This is a genomic window from Caulobacter sp. Root343 (assembly GCF_001425745.1).
Taxonomy (GTDB): Bacteria; Pseudomonadota; Alphaproteobacteria; order Caulobacterales; family Caulobacteraceae; genus Caulobacter.
On record NZ_LMDF01000009.1, the window covers coordinates 105,567 to 124,888 of the forward strand.

17 protein-coding genes, 2 tRNA genes and 1 pseudogene are annotated in these 19,322 nt (G+C 68.0%); 13 read left to right on the forward strand and 7 right to left on the reverse strand.

Translation table 11 applies throughout. The features are described from left to right. Nucleotides 1–30 precede the first annotated feature (30 nt). A complete protein-coding gene (locus tag ASC70_RS20550; protein ID WP_056053968.1) occupies nt 31–462 on the forward strand; it encodes a PaaI family thioesterase in 432 nt (143 codons plus the stop codon). Nucleotides 463–639: 177 nt separating this feature from the next. Here ASC70_RS20550 and gltB read toward each other — a convergent pair whose 3' ends face one another. Together gltB and ASC70_RS20560 are read right to left on the reverse strand one after the other, a co-directional pair. Then, the gene (gene gltB / locus ASC70_RS20555; RefSeq protein ID WP_047403900.1) at nt 640–5,163 is read right to left on the reverse strand and encodes a glutamate synthase large subunit; all 4,524 of its coding nucleotides are present in this window, start codon (nt 5,161–5,163) and stop codon (nt 640–642) included. A 19-nt stretch (nt 5,164–5,182) separates the two neighbouring features. Then, on the reverse strand, nt 5,183–6,631 hold the full coding sequence (locus tag ASC70_RS20560; protein ID WP_047403898.1) for an NAD(P)-dependent oxidoreductase: 1,449 nt from the start codon (nt 6,629–6,631) through the stop codon (nt 5,183–5,185). A gap of 228 nt (nt 6,632–6,859) precedes the next feature. Between ASC70_RS20560 and ASC70_RS20565 the strand changes: the two genes are divergently transcribed. Continuing rightward, nucleotides 6,860–7,663, forward strand: coding sequence for an undecaprenyl-diphosphate phosphatase (locus ASC70_RS20565; protein WP_047403896.1), 804 nt, complete (start codon nt 6,860–6,862; stop codon nt 7,661–7,663). Between the two features lie 81 nt (nt 7,664–7,744). Here the strand turns inward: ASC70_RS20565 and ASC70_RS20570 are convergent, their stop codons facing one another. Continuing rightward, the gene (locus ASC70_RS20570) at nt 7,745–8,710 is read right to left on the reverse strand and encodes a complex I NDUFA9 subunit family protein (protein ID WP_056054105.1); all 966 of its coding nucleotides are present in this window, start codon (nt 8,708–8,710) and stop codon (nt 7,745–7,747) included. A 170-nt stretch (nt 8,711–8,880) separates the two neighbouring features. Here ASC70_RS20570 and ASC70_RS20575 point away from each other — a divergent pair. The 9 genes and pseudogenes from ASC70_RS20575 to ptsN all read left to right on the forward strand — a co-directional run bounded on the left by ASC70_RS20575 (nt 8,881) and on the right by ptsN (nt 15,406). Beyond that, a tRNA-Leu gene (locus ASC70_RS20575) sits at nt 8,881–8,967 on the forward strand. A gap of 163 nt (nt 8,968–9,130) precedes the next feature. After that, nucleotides 9,131–9,748 carry a ribonuclease D gene (locus tag ASC70_RS20580; protein WP_056053970.1) on the forward strand — a complete coding sequence of 206 codons (618 nt, stop codon included), beginning with the start codon at nt 9,131–9,133 and terminating at the stop codon, nt 9,746–9,748. Further along, nucleotides 9,715–10,379 (forward strand): annotated as a pseudogene (gene lptC / locus ASC70_RS20585) (LPS export ABC transporter periplasmic protein LptC). The gene ASC70_RS20580 and the pseudogene lptC overlap by 34 nt, the downstream one beginning before the upstream one ends. 62 nt (nt 10,380–10,441) lie before the next feature. Further along, entirely contained in the window at nt 10,442–11,020 is a 579-nt protein-coding gene (locus ASC70_RS20590; protein WP_056054109.1) for an LptA/OstA family protein, read from the forward strand. A gap of 9 nt (nt 11,021–11,029) precedes the next feature. Next, the gene (gene lptB, locus ASC70_RS20595; protein WP_047403892.1) at nt 11,030–11,788 is read left to right on the forward strand and encodes an LPS export ABC transporter ATP-binding protein; all 759 of its coding nucleotides are present in this window, start codon (nt 11,030–11,032) and stop codon (nt 11,786–11,788) included. 202 nt (nt 11,789–11,990) lie between these two features. Further along, nucleotides 11,991–13,496, forward strand: coding sequence for an RNA polymerase factor sigma-54 (rpoN, locus tag ASC70_RS20600; RefSeq protein ID WP_056053973.1), 1,506 nt, complete (start codon nt 11,991–11,993; stop codon nt 13,494–13,496). Between the two features lie 48 nt (nt 13,497–13,544). Then, nucleotides 13,545–14,159 carry an exopolysaccharide biosynthesis protein gene (locus ASC70_RS20605; RefSeq protein WP_056053976.1) on the forward strand — a complete coding sequence of 205 codons (615 nt, stop codon included), beginning with the start codon at nt 13,545–13,547 and terminating at the stop codon, nt 14,157–14,159. Between the two features lie 62 nt (nt 14,160–14,221). Continuing rightward, nucleotides 14,222–14,854 carry a ribosome hibernation-promoting factor, HPF/YfiA family gene (gene hpf, locus ASC70_RS20610; protein WP_056053979.1) on the forward strand — a complete coding sequence of 211 codons (633 nt, stop codon included), beginning with the start codon at nt 14,222–14,224 and terminating at the stop codon, nt 14,852–14,854. An 87-nt stretch (nt 14,855–14,941) separates the two neighbouring features. Further along, nucleotides 14,942–15,406 (forward strand): PTS IIA-like nitrogen regulatory protein PtsN, encoded by a 465-nt coding sequence (ptsN, locus tag ASC70_RS20615; RefSeq protein ID WP_047404124.1) that lies wholly within the window; start codon nt 14,942–14,944, stop codon nt 15,404–15,406. 48 nt (nt 15,407–15,454) lie between these two features. On the opposite strand, the gene ASC70_RS20620 is transcribed toward ptsN, so the two are convergent. The 4 genes from ASC70_RS20620 to ASC70_RS20635 form a co-directional block, all read right to left on the reverse strand. Further along, on the reverse strand, nt 15,455–15,724 hold the full coding sequence (locus ASC70_RS20620) for a DUF1150 family protein (protein WP_047404122.1): 270 nt from the start codon (nt 15,722–15,724) through the stop codon (nt 15,455–15,457). Nucleotides 15,725–15,808: 84 nt separating this feature from the next. Next, the gene (locus ASC70_RS20625) at nt 15,809–16,234 is read right to left on the reverse strand and encodes an Hsp20 family protein (protein WP_047404120.1); all 426 of its coding nucleotides are present in this window, start codon (nt 16,232–16,234) and stop codon (nt 15,809–15,811) included. Between the two features lie 169 nt (nt 16,235–16,403). Further along, nucleotides 16,404–16,479 (reverse strand) — tRNA-Ala (locus tag ASC70_RS20630). 227 nt (nt 16,480–16,706) lie between these two features. Then, a complete protein-coding gene (locus ASC70_RS20635) occupies nt 16,707–17,174 on the reverse strand; it encodes a TIGR02300 family protein (RefSeq protein WP_047403884.1) in 468 nt (155 codons plus the stop codon). A 118-nt stretch (nt 17,175–17,292) separates the two neighbouring features. Between ASC70_RS20635 and aroA the strand changes: the two genes are divergently transcribed. Both aroA and cmk read left to right on the forward strand, forming a co-directional pair. Next, nucleotides 17,293–18,624 carry a 3-phosphoshikimate 1-carboxyvinyltransferase gene (aroA, locus tag ASC70_RS20640; RefSeq protein ID WP_056053981.1) on the forward strand — a complete coding sequence of 444 codons (1,332 nt, stop codon included), beginning with the start codon at nt 17,293–17,295 and terminating at the stop codon, nt 18,622–18,624. A 4-nt stretch (nt 18,625–18,628) separates the two neighbouring features. Beyond that, nucleotides 18,629–19,279, forward strand: a complete 651-nt coding sequence (cmk, locus tag ASC70_RS20645; protein WP_056053984.1) for a (d)CMP kinase — start codon at nt 18,629–18,631, stop codon at nt 19,277–19,279. Nucleotides 19,280–19,322: the final 43 nt, after the last annotated feature.

Below are 19,322 nucleotides of genomic sequence, written 5' to 3' on the forward strand. Positions count from 1 at the left end.
ACAATTGTTTGAAGTCGATGCGAGGCGGTCATGGACGAGATCCCCGAGGGCTTCGGCCCGCACACCCGCAAGAGCCCGCTGACCGATCCGTGGGAGCCGCTCTACGCCAAGCCGACGGCGGACCGCCTCGTGCTGGGCGCGCGGGTGCGGGAGGCGCACTGCAACTCGCGAGGCATGCCGCACGGCGGCTTCCTGGCCGCCCTGGCCGACAACGCCATGGGCCTGTCGCTGGGCGTGAACCTGGCGGTCGCGCGCCAGCCGGTTGGCGGCCTCGTCACCGTGTCCCTGACGCTCGACTATCTGGGCGCGGCCAAGCTGGGCCAATGGCTCGAGTTCGACACCGACTTCGTCAAGCTGGGCCGCTCGATCTGCTTCGCCGAGGCGACGGTGCGCGCGGACGGGGTGGCCGTGGCCCGGGCGCGAGCGACGTTCAAGGTCCTGGAGGCCAAGGCGGCGGCATGAGTTTCCTTCTCCCCTTGCGGGAGAAGGTGGCGACGTCAGGCGACGGATGAGGGGTCGCACGAACAGAAACGCCGCGACCAGCGGTCAAGCCGGTCGCGGCGGATCCTGTCTTCAACCCCTCACCCGACCGCCTACGGCTGCCACCCTCTCCCGCAAGGGGAGAGGGAAACCGGATGATCAGGCTCGTTCGTGCACCGCTTCCTCGGCCGCGAGCGGCTGGGGCAGGCGGTTGATCATTTCCTTCGGGCAGACCTGCCAGAACTGGTCACGGACCCGGTCCCAGTCGCGCAGCAGGGTCTCGGCGAACACCGAGTCCGTCTCGCGGGCGTGCTCGGCGATCAACGAGCGCAGCACGCCTTCCCAATAGGGCGAGGCCAGGCGCTGCACGACGATGCTGTCGGGGTTGATGTTCTCCTGGAACCGGTCGTGCTGGTCGAGCACGAAGGCCATGCCGCCGGTCATCCCGGCCCCGAAGTTGCCGCCCGTCGGGCCCAGGATCACCACCTGGCCGCCGGTCATGTACTCGCAGCCGTTGGCGCCGCAGCCCTCGACCACCGTGGTGGCGCCCGAGTTGCGGACCGCGAAGCGTTCACCCGCCTGGCCCGCCGCGAACAGCCGGCCCGAGGTGGCGCCGAACAGCACGGTGTTGCCGATCAGGGTGTTGGTCTCCGGGGCCGCAAGACCGCGGGCGGGCTTGATCACGATCGTCGCGCCCGACAGGCCCTTGCCGACATAGTCGTTGGCCTCGCCGGTCAGCTCGATGCGCAGGCCCTGGACCGCGAACGCGCCCAGGCTCTGGCCGGCCGAGCCCTTGAGCTGGACAGTCAGGTGGCCGGCGGGCAGGCCCTTCATGCCGAACTTGCGGACGATGTGGCTGGACGTGCGGGTGCCGATGGTGCGGGCGGTGCTGCGGACCGTGTAGGTCAGCTGCATCTTCTCGCCGCGTTCCAGCAGCGGGGCGGCGTCGCGGACGATCTGGGCGTCCAGGGTGTCCGGCACCGCGTTGCGGCCGACGACCGTGTTGTACGGCTTGTTCGCGCCCGGGTCGGCGCGGACCAGCAGCGGGTTCAGGTCGAGGTCGTCGAGATGCTCGCCGCCGCGCGACACCTGGGCCAGCAGGTCGGTGCGGCCGACGATTTCCTGCAGGCTCTTGAAGCCCAGGCCCGCCAGGATCTCGCGGACTTCCTCGGCCACGAAGGTGAACAGGTTGATGACCTTGTCCGGCGTGCCGGTGAACTTGGCGCGCAGGGCCTCGTCCTGGGTGCAGACCCCCACGGGACAGGTGTTGGAGTGGCACTGGCGGACCATGATGCAGCCCATCGCCACCAGCGAGGCGGTGCCGATGCCGAACTCCTCGGCGCCCATCATGGCGGCGATGACGATGTCGCGACCCGTGCGCATGCCGCCGTCGGCCCGCAGGACCACGGAGTGGCGCAGGTTGTTCAGGGTCAGCACCTGGTTGGCTTCCGACAGGCCCATCTCCCACGGACCGCCGGCGTACTTGACCGAGGTCTGGGGCGAGGCGCCCGTGCCGCCGACGCCGCCGGCGACCAGGATCACGTCGGCCTTGGCCTTGGCCACGCCGGCCGCGATCGCGCCGATGCCCGTGGCCGCGACCAGCTTCACCGTGACCCGGGCGACCGGATTGATCTGCTTCAGGTCGTAGATGAGCTGGGCCAGATCCTCGATCGAATAGATGTCGTGGTGCGGCGGCGGGCTGATCAGCATCACGCCGGGCGTCGAGTGACGCAGGCGGGCGATCATCTCGGTGACCTTGAAGCCGGGCAGCTGGCCGCCCTCGCCGGGCTTGGCGCCCTGAGCGACCTTGATCTCCAGCTCGACGCACTGGTTCAGATATTCGGCGGTGACGCCGAACCGGCCCGAGGCCACCTGCTTGATGGCGCTGTTGGGGTTGTCGCCGTTCGGCAGCGGCTTGTAGCGCGCGCTGTCCTCGCCGCCCTCGCCCGAGACCGAGCGGGCGCCGATGCGGTTCATGGCGATGTTCAGCGCGCCGTGGGCCTCGGGGCTGAGGGCCCCCAGGCTCATGCCGGGCGTGACGAAGCGCTTGCGGATCTCGTTGACGCTCTCGACGTCGTCGGTCGAGATCGGGTTGCGGTCCGAGCGCCAGTCCAGCAGGTCGCGCAGCTGGATCGGCTTCTGGGTGCGCAGGCCGTTGGACCAGCGGCGATACAGCTCGTAGTCGCCGGTGTCGCAGGCCGTCTGCAGGGTGTGCATCAGCCGCGCCTCGAAGGCGTGGGCCTCGCCCGATCGGCGGGCCTTGTACAGGCCGCCGACCGGCAGGGTGACGGCGGCCGGGCCCCAGGCCTTGCGGTGCAGCTCGACCGTCTTGCTCTCGATGCCGGCGAGGCCGATGCCCGAGATGCGCGAGGGCATGCCGGGGAAGAACTCGGCGGCCAGGGCGCGCGACAGGCCGACGGCTTCGAAGTTGTAGCCGCCGCGGTACGAGGAGATGACGCTGATGCCCATCTTGGAGATGATCTTCAGCAGGCCGCCCTCGATGGCCGTCTTGAAGTTGATGCAGACGTCGCGCAGCGACTTCTCGCCGACCAGGCCGCGCTCCAGGCGGTCCTGGAAGCTTTCCTGGGCCAGGTAGGCGTTGACCGCCGTGGCGCCGACGCCGACCAGCACCGCGAAATAGTGCGTGTCCAGGCACTCGGCCGAGCGGACGATGATCGACACGTACGAGCGCAGGCCCTTGGCGACCAGGTGGGCATGGACGCCGCCGGTGGCCAGGATCATCGGCAGGCCGACGCGGTCTTGCGCGCTGGCCTCGTCGGTCAAGACGATGGCGCCGCAGCCGCGCAGCACGGCGTCCTCGGCCTCGGCCCGGATGCGGTCGAGGTTGGCGCGCAGGGCGTCGCCGCCCCGGGCCTCGGGCGCGGGCAGGGGCATGGTGCAGTCGATGACCGCGACGTTCTTCTCGCCCAGCAGGCCGTGGATCCGCCCGTACATGCCGGTGGTCAGCACGGGGCTTTCCAGCACGTAGACATCCGCTTGCGCGGCGTCCTGGGCCAGGATGTTGCCCAGGTTCTTGAAGCGGGTCTTCAAGCTCATGACGCCAGTCTCCCGCAGGGGGTCGATCGGCGGGTTGGTCACCTGGCTGAAGTTCTGGCGGAAGTAGTGCGACAGCGGCCGGTACTTCTCCGACAGCACCGCCAGCGGCGTGTCGTCGCCCATCGAGCCGACGGCTTCCTTGCCTTCCTCGACCATCGGGGCGAGGACCATCTCGATGTCCTCGAGGCTGTAGCCAGCGGCGGCCTGGCGACGCGTCAGCTCCTCACGGCCGAACTTGCGCGGCTCGGGGCCCGGACCGATCTCCTTTTCGAGATCGACCATGTTGCCCAGCCACTCGGTGTAGGGGTGGCGGTCGGCCAGTTCGTCGATGATCTCGTTCTCGCCGTAGAGGCGCCCCTCGGCGAGGTCGATGGCGATCATCCGGCCGGGCGAGATGGCCAGCTTGCGGGTGATGCGGGCCTCGTCGACGCCGCACATGCCGGCTTCCGAGCCCATGATCACCAGGCCGTCGTCGGTATAGGCCACGCGCAGCGGACGCAGACCCGAGCGGTCCTTGCCGGCCACGACCCAGCGGCCGTCGGTGGCGCACAGGGCGGCCGGACCGTCCCACGGCTCCATCACGGCGTTGCAGTACGAATAGAGCGCCTTGTGGGCGTCCTTCATCTTCGGGTTGGAGGCTTCCGGCACCAGCAGGGCCTTGGCCATCGGCGCGTCGCGGCCGGCGCGCACGAGCACCTCGAAGGTGTTGTCGAGGTTGGCGCTGTCCGAACCGCCCGGCTGGATCACCGGCTTCACGTCGTCCCCGAACTCACCGAAGGCCTGGGCGGCCATCTTGATCTCGTGGGACTTCATCCAGTTGACGTTGCCCTTGATGGTGTTGATCTCGCCGTTGTGGGCGAGCATCCGGAAGGGCTGGGCCAGGCGCCATTGCGGGAAGGTGTTGGTCGAATAGCGCTGGTGGAAGATCGCCACCGCGGCGGCGAAGCGGTCGTCCTTCAGGTCGGGATAGAACTCGTCGATATGCTCGGCGAGGAACATGCCCTTGTAGATCAGCGACTTGGCCGAGAACGAGCAGATGTAGAAATCCGAGATGTTCTGGGCGTGGACGCGCTTTTCGATGCGCTTGCGGCACAGGAACAGGGCGCGCTCCAGCGCCTCGCCTTCCAGGCCGGCGGGACCGGCCAGCATGATCTGCTCGATTTCCGGACGCGTGGCGTTGGCCTTCTCGCCGATCACCGAGGTGTCGACCGGCACCTGGCGCCAGCCGTAAATGTAGAAGCCGAACCGAAGGGCTTCGGCCTCCACGATCGTGCGGCAGGCTTCCTGGGCGCCCAGGTCGGTGCGCGGCAGGAAGATCTGGCCGACGGCGACCGGGCCCGAGCGCAGGGCGTGGCCCGTACGGCGCACCTGGTCGACGAAGAAGTCTTGCGGGACGCTGACCAGCACCCCGGCGCCGTCGCCGGTGCGGCCGTCGGCGTCCACCGCGCCCCGGTGCCAGAGGGCCTTCAGGGCCTTGATCGCCAGCTCGACGACCTCGCGGCGCGGCTGGCCGTCGATGGCGCAGATCAGGCCGACACCGCACGCGTCGCGCTCGGTCGACGGGTCGTAGGCGTGGCCGTCGATCAGGGCCTGGCGGTTCTTCAGATAGAGGTCCATCTGGTCCATGGTCTTCAGGTCCTCTCTCTTATTCCGCCGCGATCAGCGCGGGCGCGCCGACCTTGGCCTGCAGGTAGCGGTGGATGGCGTCGGCGGCGTCGCGGCCATCCTTGATCGCCCAGACGACCAGCGAGGCGCCGCGGACGATGTCGCCGGCGGCGAACACGCCGTCGAGATTGGTCATCTGGTTGCGGACGTCGGCCTTGACCGTGCCCCAGCGGGTGACCTTCAGGTCGGGGGCCGACCAGGCTTCCGGCAGGTTCTCGGGCTCGAAGCCCAGGGCCTTCAGCACCAGCTGGGCCGGACGGTCGAAGTCGCCGCCGGGGATTTCCTCGGGGCTCTGGCGGCCCGAGGCGTCAGGCGCGCCCAGGCGCATGCGGATGGCGCGCACGCCGGTGACGGCCTCGGCCTCGCCGGACAGGGCGCGGGGGGCGGCCAGCCATTCGAAGGTGACGCCTTCTTCCTCGGCATTGGCCACTTCGCGCATCGAGCCGGGCATGTTGGCCTTGTCGCGGCGATAGAGGCAGGTGACCGAGGCCGCGCCCTGGCGGATGGCGGTGCGCACGCAGTCCATGGCGGTGTCGCCGCCGCCGACCACGACGACGTCCTTGCCCTCGGCGTTCAGCTCGCCCGACTCGTAGGCCGGCACGGCGTCGCCCAGGCCCACGCGGTTGGAGGCGATCAGATAGTCCAGCGCGGGCGCGACGCCCTTGCTGCCGCCGCCGGGCACGGTCAGGTCACGGGCGGCATAGACGCCGACGGCGATCAGCACCGCGTCGTGCTTGGCGCGCAGGTCTTCCAGGGTGGCGTCCTTGCCGACCTCGAAGCCCAGCTTGAACGCGACGCCGCCGTCGGCCAGGCGCCGGGTGCGGCGCTCGACGACGTCCTTTTCCAGCTTGAAGCCGGGGATGCCGTAGATCAGCAGGCCGCCGGCGCGGTCGTGACGGTCGTAGACGGTGACGTCATAGCCGTCCTCGCGCAGCTTCTCGGCGGCGGCCAAGCCGGCGGGGCCGGCGCCGATCACGCCGACCGATTGACCGCGCGCCGCACCGGCGACCAGCGGCTTTACCCAGCCCATCTCCCAAGCCTTGTCGGTCAGATAGCGTTCGACCGAGCCGATCGTCACGGTGCCGTGACCCGATTGCTCTATGACGCAGTTGCCTTCGCACAGACGATCCTGGGGGCAGATCCTGCCGCAGACTTCCGGCATGGAATTGGTCGCCTGCGACAGGGCGTAGGCTTCTTCCAGGCGGCCTTCGGCCGTCATCCGTAACCAGTCGGGAATGTTGTTGTGCAGCGGGCAGTGGGTCTGACAGAACGGCACGCCGCACTGCGAGCAACGCGAGGCCTGCTCGTTGGCCTTGGCGTCGATGAAGTCCGCATAGATTTCGTGGAAGTCGCCAGAACGCTCGGCCGCCGCACGCTTTTCAGGCGTCTTGCGGGCCACCGTCGTGAATTTCAGCATGCGCTCGGCCATGCGACTTCCCTCGCCCCCGTCACGGGAGAAAAATTGCTCAGGCGGGCCTAATACGGACTCTTTGGGGCAATAAGAATGTGGTGGTCAAAAATATAGACTTATATCGCCCTGCCGGGGGTGTGGTCATTGAGATCGACTCGCAACATCCGAGCGAATTAGTCCACTTTGTGGATTTACCGCCTATTTACCCTATCGGGCGCACGCCAAGGCGGGGTTTGGAGCCGAACAATGCCTGACTGGTTGAGCGCTATCATTCTGGGTCTGGTCGAGGGGCTGACGGAGTTCATTCCCGTCTCCTCGACCGGCCACCTGTTGCTGACCAAAGAGCTGATGGGGCTGAAGGACCCCTCCTGGGACACCTTCATCGTGCTGATCCAGCTGGGCGCGATCCTGGCGGTGGTGGCGCTCTATTTCCAGAAGCTGTGGAAGGTGCTGATCGGCCTGCCGACCCGCCCCGAGGCGCGGCGGTTCGCCCTGAGCGTCATCGTCGCGGTCATTCCGGCCTTCGTGGCCGGCCTGCTGCTGCACGACGTGATCAAGAAGTTCCTGTTCGAGAGCCCGTTGATCATCTGCTGGTCGCTGCTGATCGGCGGGATCATCCTGTTGGCCATCGACAAGAAGGCTCCGCCGGCCGTCGATCACGACGCCATGGACCTGCCGCTGCACAAGGCGCTGATCGTCGGCCTGTTCCAGTGCCTGTCGCTAGTGCCCGGCGTGTCGCGCTCGGGCTCCACCATCGTCGGCTCCATGCTGTTCGGCATCGAGCGCCGGGCCGCGGCCGAGTTCAGCTTTTTCATGGCCATCCCGATCATGGTCGGGGCCTTCGCCCTGGACGTCTACAAGAACCGCGACGCCCTGGACGCCGGCCATGTCGGCATCGTGGCGATCGGCTTCGTCGTGTCGTTCCTGTCGGGCCTGGTGGTGGTCAAGTACATGCTCGACTTCGTCGGCAAGCGCGGCTTCGCCCCGTTCGCCTGGTGGCGGATCGCCGTCGGCATCGGCGGCCTGGCGGTGCTGTACCTGCGCCACTGAGCCAGCGGCGAGGCCGCTGAAGCAAAAAGGGCGGGCGCCTCGCGGCGTCCGCCCTTTGTCGTTTGGCCTTGGCTGAAAGGCCTAGAACGCCCCCGCCGGGGTCTCGGCGTACTGGCCGCCCTTGCGGAAGCGGTAGAGATAGGTCGGGACAACGGCCTCGACGGCGGTCGGGATCACGCCGGCCTCGGCCAGGCCGGGCAGGCCGCCGTCGGCGACGTTGTCGCTCTTCAGCATCTCGACTTGGTCGGAGGTCACCGGCGGGGCCAGCGGGACGATCCCGGCCAGGATGTCGCCCACCGAGCCGAGCAGCGAGGCGATCGGCCACGGCAGCGGGGCCAGCGGCCGGTCGCGGCCGGTCTCGGTCAGCACCAGCTGAAGGATCGCGCGCATCGTATAGACGGTCGGGCCGCCCAGCTCGTAGGTGACGCCGACGGCGGCGGGGCTGGCGACGGCCTTGGCGATCACCGCGGCGACGTCGCCGACGAACACCGGCTGGACGCGGCTGTCGCCGCCGACCAGCGGCACGACCGGGGCCAGGGCCGCCATCTGGGCAAACTTGTTGAAGAACTTGTCGTCGACGCCGAACACCAGCGAGGGCCGCACGATCGTCGCGCCCGGGAAGGCGGCGCGCACGGCGGCCTCACCCTCGGCCTTGGTGCGGAAATATTTCGACTCCGAGGTCGTTTTGGCGCCCAGGGCGCTGACATGGACCAGATGCTTGACGCCAAGCTGGGCGGCTGTCTCGGCCACGGTCTTGGCGCCCATGACGTGCAGCGACTGGAACTTCTGGCGGCCGCTCTCCCAGAGCACGCCGACCAGGTTCACGCAGGCCTCGGCCCCGTCCAGGGCGCGGGCGACCGAAGCGGGATTGCGGACATTGGCCTGGACCACCTCGATCTGGCCGACGTCGCCCATCATGCGCATGCGATAGGCCAGGTTGGGCTGGCGCACGGCCACTCGCACCCGATGGCCCGCCTTGGCCAGAGCGCGCACGACCTGGCCGCCCACGAAACCCGTGCCGCCGAACACCGTGACCAGACCCTGCATCTTCATTCCTCGTCGCATGCGATGACGCCACCGCGATAAACGCGGGGATTAGACGACCACGGCCTTGTTCGCAACGAAATCACGATTTGTCGATTTTTGGCTGTTGACGCGGCCAGAGGCTTTCCCTAAACGTCCCGGCCTCGCGGCGACCTAACCGGTTGCTACCGCGGGCCCAGGTGGCGGAATTGGTAGACGCGCTGGCTTCAGGTGCCAGTGACCGAAAGGTCGTGGAGGTTCGAGTCCTCTCCTGGGCACCACCCTTACAGAGCTTCTAGGAAGCAGGGTGGCGCCGAACTTCTCAAACGGCCAAACTTCCAACGGATAGATATCCCGTTCATCGTGAGTATAAGTGACGCGCGCCTATAACAGGCGCGTGGTTCGACGCGTTGCGGGCGGACCCGAGCCGGAGATTTCTGAGACTTGGCCAATTTTGTTCACGAGGGCGACCTGCCCGACGGCGCGTTCGCCGGGGCGAGCATCATCGCGATCGATTCCGAGACCATGGGCCTGCGCCTGGGTCGCGACCCGCTGTGCGTGGTCCAGCTGTCGTCGGGCGACGGCGACGCCCACGTGGTGCGTCTGAAGCGTCCGGCCTACGACTGCCCCAATCTCAAGGCCCTGCTGACCGATGCGAACGTGCTGAAGCTTTTTCACTTCGGCCGCTTTGATATCGCCATGTTCGAACTCCATCTGGGAGTCGTGACCGCACCTGTCTACTGCACCAAGATCGCCTCGAAGCTGGCCCGCACCTATACCGACCGCCACGGCCTGAAGGACGTGACGCGCGAGCTGCTGAGCGTTGAGCTGTCCAAGGCCCAGCAGTCGTCGGACTGGGGCGCGGCCGCCCTGAGCGCCGAGCAGGTGGCCTACGCCGCCTCGGACGTGCTGCATCTGCACGCTTTGCGCGAAAAGCTGAACATCATGCTGGAACGTGAAGGCCGCATGGCCCACGCCCAGGCCGCCTTCGACTACCTCCCCCACCGCGCCTCGCTCGACCTGGCCGGCTGGGAGGAGGTCGACATCTTCGCGCACACCTGACGGAAGGCGGATGCACCCCACCGCGGTCATGACCGGACGAGCGATAAGCGCCGACCTCGCGCGCTGGCGCCGCCGCTCGCGCCGGGTGCTGGCCGCGCGCATCGTCCTGCCGGCCGCGATCGCGATCCTGCTGCTGATCGTGGCCTCGCAGGTCGGCTGGCGCACCTACATGTCCGCCACCCATCCGCCGGCCGAGGCCAAGACCGAGATCCGCCTGATCACGCCGCGCTTCTACGGCCAGTCGACCGACGGCCGCAGCTTCATGATCACCGCGCGGTCGGCGATCCGCGACGACAATGATCCGCGCCGCATCATCCTGGACGACCCGGCCCTGACCCTGGATCTCGGCTCGCCGACGCCCACACGGATGACCGCCAAGCACGGCGTCTATCGCCAGGACAACTTCGGCCTGAACCTGAAGGACGACGTTCGGCTGGACGATGGCACCGGTTACCGCTTCGCGTCGGAGGAGTCCTTCGTGGACACCAAGACCGGAAACGTCTCGGGCGAAAGCACGATGAATGGCGAAGGTCCCAGCGGACAGGTGCAATCTCGCGCTTACTCCGTATATGACAAGGGCGATCGCATCGTCTTCCGCGGCGGGGTTCGCGCGCGGTTCGAACGGCAGTAGTGAAGACAAATGGCGCAGGTTCGCGTAAGCCGCGAGCGGCGACGGATGAGGACATGGTTCTGATGAAGCGATGGACGGCTGCGGCGGCGACCGCGTTGATCCTGTCAGGGATGGGGGCCGGCGGCGCGGCCTTCGCCCAACAAGGCGACTCGAGCGCGCCGATCGACGTGTCCGCTGACCAGCAGGAAACGATCAACAGCAAGTGCATCACGATCTTCCGCGGCAACGTGGAGATCCTGCAGAACCGCTCGCGGATGCGGGCCAAGCAGGTGACGGTGTACAGCGCCCGCAAGGCCGGGGCCGCGGCCGACAACGCCAACGCGTGCGGCAACGCCCAGCGGATGGAAGCCGAAGGCAATGTGTACCTGGTCAGCGACCAGCAGCAGGCCCGAGGCGATCGCGCGGTCTACACCTTCGACAACAACATCGCCGTCGTCACGGGCGACGTGGTGCTGGTCAAGGGCAAGGACGTGGCGCGGGGCGACCGCCTGACCGTCAACACCAAGACCAACGACGCCAAGCTGGAATCCAGCACGCCCGGGCGGACCGCGCCGCGTCGGGTGCGCGCGGTGTTCTATCAGGACGACAACAAGAAGACCTCCGACGCGCCGGCCGCGGCCGAACAGCCCGCCCAGCGCTAGGACCCCTTCATGACCCTGACCCCCAACGACATGGACGGCTTGTTCGTCGATTCCGTGGGCAAGTCGTTCGGCGACCGTCCGGTCGTCAAGAACGTCTCGCTGCGGCTGAAGCGCGGCGAAGTCGCCGGCCTGCTCGGCCCGAACGGCGCCGGCAAGACGACCTGCTTCTACATGATCACCGGCCTGATCGCCGCCGACTACGGCGCGATCTATCTGGACGGCGAGAACATCACCGCCCAGCCGATGTTCCAGCGCGCCCGCCTTGGCGTCGGCTACCTGCCGCAGGAAGCCTCGATCTTCCGGGGCATGACGGTCGAGCAGAACGTCATGGCCGTGGTCGAGATGCGCCAGAAAGACCCGCGCAAGGCCCGCGAGCAGGTGACCAGCATCCTCGAGGAGCTGCGCATCACCCACATCCGCAAGTCGCCGGCCGTGGCCCTGTCGGGCGGCGAGCGGCGTCGCGTGGAAATCGCCCGCGCCCTGGCCAGCGAACCGTCGTTCATGCTGCTGGACGAACCGTTCGCCGGCATCGACCCCCTGGCGATCGCCGACATCCGCGAGGTGGTCGGCTATCTCAAGAGCCGCGGCATCGGCATCCTGATCACCGACCACAACGTGCGCGAGACGCTGGACATCATCGACCGCGCCTCGATCATCCACGCCGGCGAAGTGCTGTTCGAGGGCTCGCCGCGCGAGATCGTCGACAACCCTGAGGTCAAGCGCGTCTACCTTGGCGATAGCTTCTCGGAGCCGCGTCTCGGCGGTTAAGCATGTTCGGCGGGAGGCCGAAGGGCCTTTCGCCAGCTTCCGCGCGCGCCAACCCCTTGTTCTGCAAGGGCTTGCCGGATCGGAACGCGGTTTTTCGGGACACTCGGTCGCACCGGCCCGATAATTGCAAGCGTTCGCCTCCCGTTAACCAGAACCGCCCTTCAATGGCGATCGAAGTTGTTCGATTTGTCAGGAGGGCGCATTGGCGCTCAGCCACCGACTAGAGCTCCGGCAGGGCCAGGGCCTCGTCATCACCCCGCAGCTGCAGCAGGCTATCAAGCTGCTGCAGTTGTCGAACATCGAGCTGGACGCCTTCGTCGAGGCGGAGCTGGAGCGCAACCCGCTCCTGCACCGTGACGAAGGCGAGTCCGAGCCCGCCGGTGAGGTCGAAGCCGAACGCGCCGCCAGCCAGACCCAGCTCGACGCGGTGGCCGACACCACGGCGGGCCGCGAAATGGACGCGCCGGCCGAAGACGTATCGCCCGGCGAGCGCGCCACCGGCGACGGCGCCGAACCCGACCAGGGCGCCGAACACGCCGGCGGACAGATCGACTGGTCGCGGGCCGGCGGCGGCGGTTCGTTCGAGGGCGATGACAGCTACGAACGCGCCCTGACCGACACCCCGACCCTGGCCGCGCACCTGCGCGCTCAGCTGGTCCAAGCCGCGCTTTCGCCGGCGCGCAACGCCATCGCCGAGATCCTGATCGACGCCGTCGACGACGGCGGCTACCTGCGCCTCGACGTAGTCGAGCTGGCCGCCCGCCTGGGCTGCAAGCTGGAGATGGTCGAGGAAACCCTCACGGTCCTGCGGGGCTTCGAGCCGGCCGGCGTCTTCGCCCGCGACGTCCGCGAGTGCCTGGCGCTGCAGCTGCAGGACCTGAACCGCTACGATCCGTGCATGGCCGCCCTGCTCGACAATCTCGAGCTGCTGGCCAAGCGTGACATGGCCGCCCTGCGCCGCCTCTGTGGCGTGGACGACGAGGATCTGCGCGACATGGTCGCCGAGATCCGTTCGCTGTCGCCCCGCCCAGGCGCGGCCTATCATACCGAACCGGCCGAGACCCTGGTGCCCGACGTCATGGTCCGTGAAGGCCTGGGCGGCATGTGGCATGTCGAGCTGAACACCGACACCCTGCCGCGCGTGCTGGTCGACCAGCGCTATCACGCGCGGATTTCCAAGGGCGCGCGCACCGATCAGGAAAAGACCTTTGTTTCGGACTGCATGGCCACGGCCAACTGGCTGGTGAAGAGCCTGGACCAGCGCGCCAAGACCATCCTGAAGGTCTCCAGCGAGATCGTGCGCCAGCAGGACGGCTTCTTGGCGTTCGGTGTCGAGCACCTGAGGCCGCTGAACCTGAAGACGGTGGCCGACGCCATCGGCATGCACGAGAGCACGGTCAGCCGGGTCACCTCGAACAAGTACATCGCCACGCCGCGCGGCGTGTTCGAGCTGAAATTCTTCTTCACCTCGGCCATCCAGTCGTCGGAAGGCGGCGAGGCGCACTCGGCCGCCAGCGTCCGGCACAAGATCAAGGGCCTGGTCGACGCCGAGCGGACCGAGGCCGACGTCCACTCCGACGACGCCATCGTCGAAATTCTCAAGGCCGCCGGGGTCGACATCGCCCGCCGGACCGTGGCCAAGTACCGGGAGGCCATGCGGATCCCCTCCTCGGTCGAGCGTCGCCGCTTGATGAAGGAAGCGGTCTGAGCGCCAAAAGCGCCCCTCGCGCGTTCCTGAGCGGGCCGTGACGAGGTTTTGATGATCGAGAAAAGTCTGGCGGACGTGATCGAGGGGTTCGGCGAGGACGCCAGCCCCGTCCTGACCGTCGGCGAGATGCTGGAGGCGTTCGACAGCCGGGCCTTCGGGGCCATGCTGCTGGTCTTCGGCCTGCTCAACACCCTGCCCTTGCCGCCGGGCTCCTCGACGGTGCTGTCGCTGCCGATCCTGTTCCTGGCCCCACAGATCGCCATGGGCGCCGACACGCCGTGGCTGCCCCGCGGCCTGATCGAGAAGCCCCTGAAGCGCGACGACCTGCGCGGCCTGTTCCGACGCCTGGCGCCGATCGTCCGCAGCATGGAGCTGATCACCCGTCCCAGGCTGCGGCCAATGTTCGCACCGCTGGGCGAGCGGGCGATCGGCGTGGTCTGCACCTTGCTGGCCCTGGTGCTGGTCCTGCCCATCCCGCTCGGCAATCTGGCGCCCGGCGCGACGGTCGCCGTCCTGGCCCTGGCGCTGCTTCAGCGAGACGGCGTCCTGGCCCTCCTGGGCTACCTGATGGCGCTCGGAAGCGGGGCCCTATTGTTCGTCAGCGCCCATGTCGTGATCATGGCCGTTCGCAAGCTTTTGAGCGTTTTTTCGGGCCTCGTCTGACGACTTCGCAAGGACCGATGGCGCCGCTTGACACCCGTCTCGGACAGGCGCGTTGTTAGGTCATGCAAGTCCAAGTTTCCGGCAAGCATGTCGACGTTGGCGAGGCTCTGCGAGCGCGAGTCTCCGACGAAATCGCCCTGAGCATTGGGAAATACTTCGACCGAGGTGGAGCAGCCGAGGTCGTGGTCAGCAAGGACGGCTATGCCTTCCGTGTCGATTGCTCGGTAAAGCTGGCTTCGGGTCAGCAACTCATCAGCCATGGATCGGGAGGCGACGCGCACGCGGCGTTCGACTCGGCGTTGTCCAAGATCGACACCCGGATTCGACGATACAAGAGGCGGCTGAAGAGCCACTCGGCGGCGGCCACGGCCAAGCAGGTCGAAAACGCCGCCATGTTCGTCCTCCGGGCGCCGGAGATAGACGAAGGCGAGGAACACGACTGGGAAGCCGACGCCGACCACCCGACGGGCGCACCCGCGGCGATGGTCATCGCGGAGACCCAGGCGGCGGTGAAGACCATGACTGTTTCCATGGCGGTCATGGAACTGGACTTGACCGCGTACCCGGCAATCGTGTTTAGGAACGCCGCCCACGGCGGATTGTCCGTGGTCTACCGGCGTCCAGACGGAAATATCGGCTGGATCGACCCCGAACGCACGAAGTCGCTGAACGGGCACGGGTCAACCGCGAGCTAACCTGACCATGGCATGGTGGGTGGCGTCGTCGGCGGATCCGCGGCGACGGCGCCAAGGCGGTCGACAATGAGCGAGCGTTGGAAGTCCATGACCATCGGCGATCTTCTCGACCCGGGAGCGGTGGCGCTACGCGTCTCCGCGCCCGGTAAGCGCCAGGCTCTTTCCATGGTCGCCGACGTCGCCGCCCGGGTTCTGGGCGTCGACGCCGACGCCGCGCTGGAGGGTCTCGTCGAGCGCGAGGCCGCCGGCTCGACCGGCGTGGGCGAGGGCGTGGCCCTGCCGCACGCGCGCCTGGACGGCCTGGATCGCGTCCGCGCGGTGCTGGTGCGCCTGGACACGCCGGTGGCGTTCGACGCCCTCGACGACAAACCCGTGGACCTTCTGGTGGCGCTGTTCGCGCCGCGCGAGGCCAATGCGCAACATTTGCGGGCCCTGGCCCGGGTGGCGCGGATGATGCGCCAGCCCGAGACGCGGTCGGCCCTGCGCCAGGCGCGTTCAGCCGACGCCATCCACGTCCTGCTGACGCACGAAGCGACCAGCACGGCGGCTTAGCCCTTCCGGGGGCTCTGGAGGGCCGCCTAGGGCCCGCGTTGCTCTTAGCTAGTGGACAGACACCGGCGCCAGTTCGTGGGCGAGGGCGGCGGCGATCGCCGTGTCACGGTCGATCATGACGGCCAGGCGGGCCCCGTCGGCGCGGCACACGGCGTACAGTGTCTGATCCGGCGACAGGCTGAAGTCCTCCACGCCTTCCGGAACGTCGGCGAGGATCTCGGCCGCCTTGATCGGGCGGACATAGACGAGGTCTGGCGCGCCGAGGGCCGCGAACGCTTCGCTCGTGAAGAGCGGGTTGTGGTGGGTGTTGGGCGTCATGATGACCACCTCCTTGGTGAGGGAACGCGCCGTTTCCCGGCCGGTTCAGCGCCGGGCGGGAAGGGACGAGTTCCGCGCGGCCGTTCAGCCCGCGCTACGAATGGGAATCTTTTTAATCAGGCGCTCAGGTTCGGGGCGCGCCAGGTCGATGTGCAGGAGGCCGTGCTCCAGGGTCGCGGCGGTCACCTCCATGCCCTCGGCGAGGACGAAGGTGCGCACGAAACCCCTGGCGGCGATGCCTCGGTGCAGGAAGGCGCGCTCGGCCTCCGAACGGCCGTCGGCGTCGCGCTTGCCCGCCACGATCAGCTGGCCGCCCTCGATGGTCACCTGCAACTGGTCGGGCGAGAAGCCGGCTACGGCCAAGGTGATGCGCACGCCGCCGGTGTCGGACTGCTCGACATTGTAAGGCGGATAGCTTTCCGAGGCGGCCTTGGCGGCGCGCTCGATCAGGTCTCGGGTGTGTTCGAAGCCCAGCAGGAAGGGGCTGTCGAACAGGATCGTCCGGGTCATCGCGAAGTCCTCGCTCAAGCGACTTCGTTCGTGGAGACAAACCCGAGGATCGGCGAAGGTCCCCACGACACGGATCCAGAAATGGCGACCGCGGCCAATCGGTTCAAGAGGAGGGGGAAGCTAAGGTCCAGAAATGGACAAGGCCCGGACGTTTCCGTCCGGGCCTTGATGGTGGAGCTAAGCGGAGTCGAACCGCTGACCTCTTGAATGCCATTCAAGCGCTCTACCAGCTGAGCTATAGCCCCAAATTTTTCGAAGGGAACCTTACGGTAACTCTCGGAAATCCTTGGTCTCTTCGGCGTTTCGACTGGTGTCGCTCCCCGAAGAGGCGCGGAACCTAGTCCGGGATTTTTTTGGGATCAAGCCTCTTCTCGAAGTTTTTTCGAGAAAAATGTCGCACCCCGAAAAACCCCTGTGGACGACCGGTTCCGGCAAGCCCGAAACCGGTCGTCACAGAGACGGATCCAATGGATCAGTCTTCTTCGCCCTCGCCGGGCAGACCTTCGATCTCGTCCTCGAGAATGTCGTCGTCGTCCTCGTCCTCCAGGAACGGAACGTCGTCGGCTTCGTCCTCGGCGAGGTCTTCGTCCTCGGCGAAGTCGACACCCAGGTCGTCGCCGCCCGCGGGGGTCGGCGCGCCGGGATCGACGTCTTCGTCCTCGGTTTCGATGACGTCCGGCTCGACCTTGTCGATTTCCGGCGTTTCATCGACCTCGTCCTCGAAGCCGTCCTCGTCCTTGGGAGCGGGGGCGGGCTTCTCGTCCTCGGCGTCATAGTCCGGCGTGATCGAGCGAGCCCGGACGCGGCGCGACTTCAGCGCCTCTTCCGGGTCGAAAGACTCACCGCACTTGGGGCACACGGCCGGACGACGGCCGAGATCGTAGAATTTGGATTGGCAGTTGGGGCAAATTTGTTTTGCGCCCAATTCGGGATTGGCCAATTGGCGACCCTTTGATCCGGATGGGAAAAGCGGCGGGTCACTTGCCATGGCGAGAGCCCGCTGTCAAAAGCAATCCCCTTCGCGCAACCACCTGTATCTTTGAGGAGCCGGTTTCGGCATGACGGCGGCTGGATTGAGGAGCGCCCCCGGAGGCGCTCTGCGAGGGACTGTTCGCGCTCCGGGCGACAAATCCATTTCACACCGATCGATGATCCTGGGCGCGCTGGCGACCGGGACGACGACGGTCGAGGGCCTTCTCGAGGGCGACGACGTTCTCGCCACCGCGCGGGCCATGCGGGCCTTTGGCGCGCGGGTCGAGCAGGAGGGCGGCGGACGCTGGCGGATCGAGGGCCAGGGCGGCTTCTCCGAGCCGGCCGACGTGATCGACTGCGGCAACGCCGGCACCGGCGTGCGCCTGATCATGGGCGCGGCGGCGGGTTTCGCCATGTGCTCGACCTTCACCGGCGACGCCTCGCTGCGCGGCCGCCCGATGGGCCGGGTGCTGGAGCCGCTGGCCAAGATGGGCGCGACCTGGATGGGCCGCGACCGGGGCCGCCTGCCCCTGACCCTGAAGGGCGGCAATCTGCGCGGCCTGAACTACACCCTGCCGATGGCCTCGGCCCAGGTGAAGTCGGCCGTGCTGCTGGCCGGCCTGCACGCCGAGGGCGGCGTCGAGGTGATCGAACCGGAAGCCACCCGCGACCACACCGAGCGCATGCTGCGCGCCTTCGGGGCCGAGGTGCTGGTCGAAGACCGCAAGGTCGGCGACAAGACCGTCCGCCACGTGCGGCTGCCCGAGGGCCAGAAGCTGACGGGCACGCACGTCGCCGTGCCTGGCGACCCGTCCTCGGCGGCGTTCCCGCTGGTGGCCGGCCTGCTGGTCCCCGGATCCGAGGTCACGGTCGAGGGCGTGATGCTCAACGACCTGCGCACCGGCCTGTTCACGACCTTGCAGGAGATGGGCGCGGATCTGGTCATCTCGAACCGCCGGGTGGCCAGCGGCGAGGAGGTCGGCGACATCACCGCTCGCTATTCGAAGCTCAAGGGCGTGGTCGTGCCGCCCGAGCGGGCGCCGTCGATGATTGACGAATATCCGATCCTGGCCGTCGCGGCCGCTTTCGCGCAGGGCGACACGGTGATGCGCGGCATCGGCGAGATGCGCGTCAAGGAAAGCGACCGGATCGCCCTGACGGCGGCCGGGCTCGAGGCCTGCGGCGTCGACGTCGAGGAGGAGCCGGAAGGCTTCATCGTCCACGGGACGGGCCAGCCGCCGCGCGGCGGGGCGACAGTCGAGACGCACGGCGACCACCGGATCGCCATGAGCCACCTGATCCTGGGCATGGCCGCCGAGAACGCGGTGGCCGTGGACGAGCCGGGCATGATCGCCACCAGCTTCCCGGGCTTTCCCGACCTGATGCGCGGCCTGGGCGCGACCCTGACCGAGGCCTGAGATCATGGGTTTCGTGATCGCCGTCGACGGACCGGCCGCCTCGGGCAAGGGCACCATCGCCGCGCGCCTGGCGGCGGCCTATGGCCTGCCGATGCTGGACACCGGCCTGCTGTACCGCGCCGTCGGCGTGCGCATCCTGGCGGCCGGCGGCGATCTGGACGACCCGACGACCGCCGAGGCCTCGGCGCGCGGCCTCGACCTAGCCGAGCTGGAGAAGCCCGAGGTCCGCACCCGCGCCGCCGGCGAGGCCGCCAGCCGCTGCGCCGTGCACCCCGGCGTCCGCGCGGCCCTGTTCGACCTGCAGCGCGCCTTCGCCGCCCGCGAGCCCGGCGCGGTGCTGGACGGCCGCGACATCGGCACGGTCATCGCCCCCGAGGCCCCGGCCAAGCTGTACGTGACCGCCAGCCCCGAGGTGCGCGCCGACCGTCGCTGGAAACAGCTGCTCGGCCAGGGCGAAAGTGTCACCTTCGACGAGATTCTGGCCGATATCCGCAAACGCGACGAACGCGACGGCGGCCGCAAGGACGCGCCGATGACACAGGCGGCTGACGCCGTCTTGCTCGATACGTCGAAAATGACTATAGAGCAGGCCTTCGATGCGGCCCGCCGTATCGTCGAGACGGCGCGCGCCCGGTCGGGAAACCTCCCGGGCTAATCCACCGCCCGCCTCGCCGCCCGCTAGGAACGCGCGCGGGACC

What these genes read in the sequence shown, in the direction of transcription:
- ASC70_RS20625 (WP_047404120.1), bottom strand. Translation starts at nt 16,234, where the DNA reads ATGACCCGGACGATCCTGTTCGACAGCCCCTTCCTGCTGGGCTTCGAA.
- cmk (WP_056053984.1), top strand. Translation starts at nt 18,629, where the DNA reads ATGGGTTTCGTGATCGCCGTCGACGGACCGGCCGCCTCGGGCAAGGGC.
- ptsN (WP_047404124.1), top strand. Translation starts at nt 14,942, where the DNA reads ATGACCATCGGCGATCTTCTCGACCCGGGAGCGGTGGCGCTACGCGTC.
- ASC70_RS20565 (WP_047403896.1), top strand. Translation starts at nt 6,860, where the DNA reads ATGCCTGACTGGTTGAGCGCTATCATTCTGGGTCTGGTCGAGGGGCTG.
- ASC70_RS20550 (WP_056053968.1), top strand. Translation starts at nt 31, where the DNA reads ATGGACGAGATCCCCGAGGGCTTCGGCCCGCACACCCGCAAGAGCCCG.
- ASC70_RS20620 (WP_047404122.1), bottom strand. Translation starts at nt 15,724, where the DNA reads ATGACGCCCAACACCCACCACAACCCGCTCTTCACGAGCGAAGCGTTC.
- lptB (WP_047403892.1), top strand. Translation starts at nt 11,030, where the DNA reads ATGACCCTGACCCCCAACGACATGGACGGCTTGTTCGTCGATTCCGTG.
- ASC70_RS20570 (WP_056054105.1), bottom strand. Translation starts at nt 8,710, where the DNA reads ATGCAGGGTCTGGTCACGGTGTTCGGCGGCACGGGTTTCGTGGGCGGC.
- ASC70_RS20560 (WP_047403898.1), bottom strand. Translation starts at nt 6,631, where the DNA reads ATGGCCGAGCGCATGCTGAAATTCACGACGGTGGCCCGCAAGACGCCT.
- gltB (WP_047403900.1), bottom strand. Translation starts at nt 5,163, where the DNA reads ATGGACCAGATGGACCTCTATCTGAAGAACCGCCAGGCCCTGATCGAC.
- aroA (WP_056053981.1), top strand. Translation starts at nt 17,293, where the DNA reads ATGACGGCGGCTGGATTGAGGAGCGCCCCCGGAGGCGCTCTGCGAGGG.
- hpf (WP_056053979.1), top strand. Translation starts at nt 14,222, where the DNA reads ATGCAAGTCCAAGTTTCCGGCAAGCATGTCGACGTTGGCGAGGCTCTG.
- ASC70_RS20590 (WP_056054109.1), top strand. Translation starts at nt 10,442, where the DNA reads ATGAAGCGATGGACGGCTGCGGCGGCGACCGCGTTGATCCTGTCAGGG.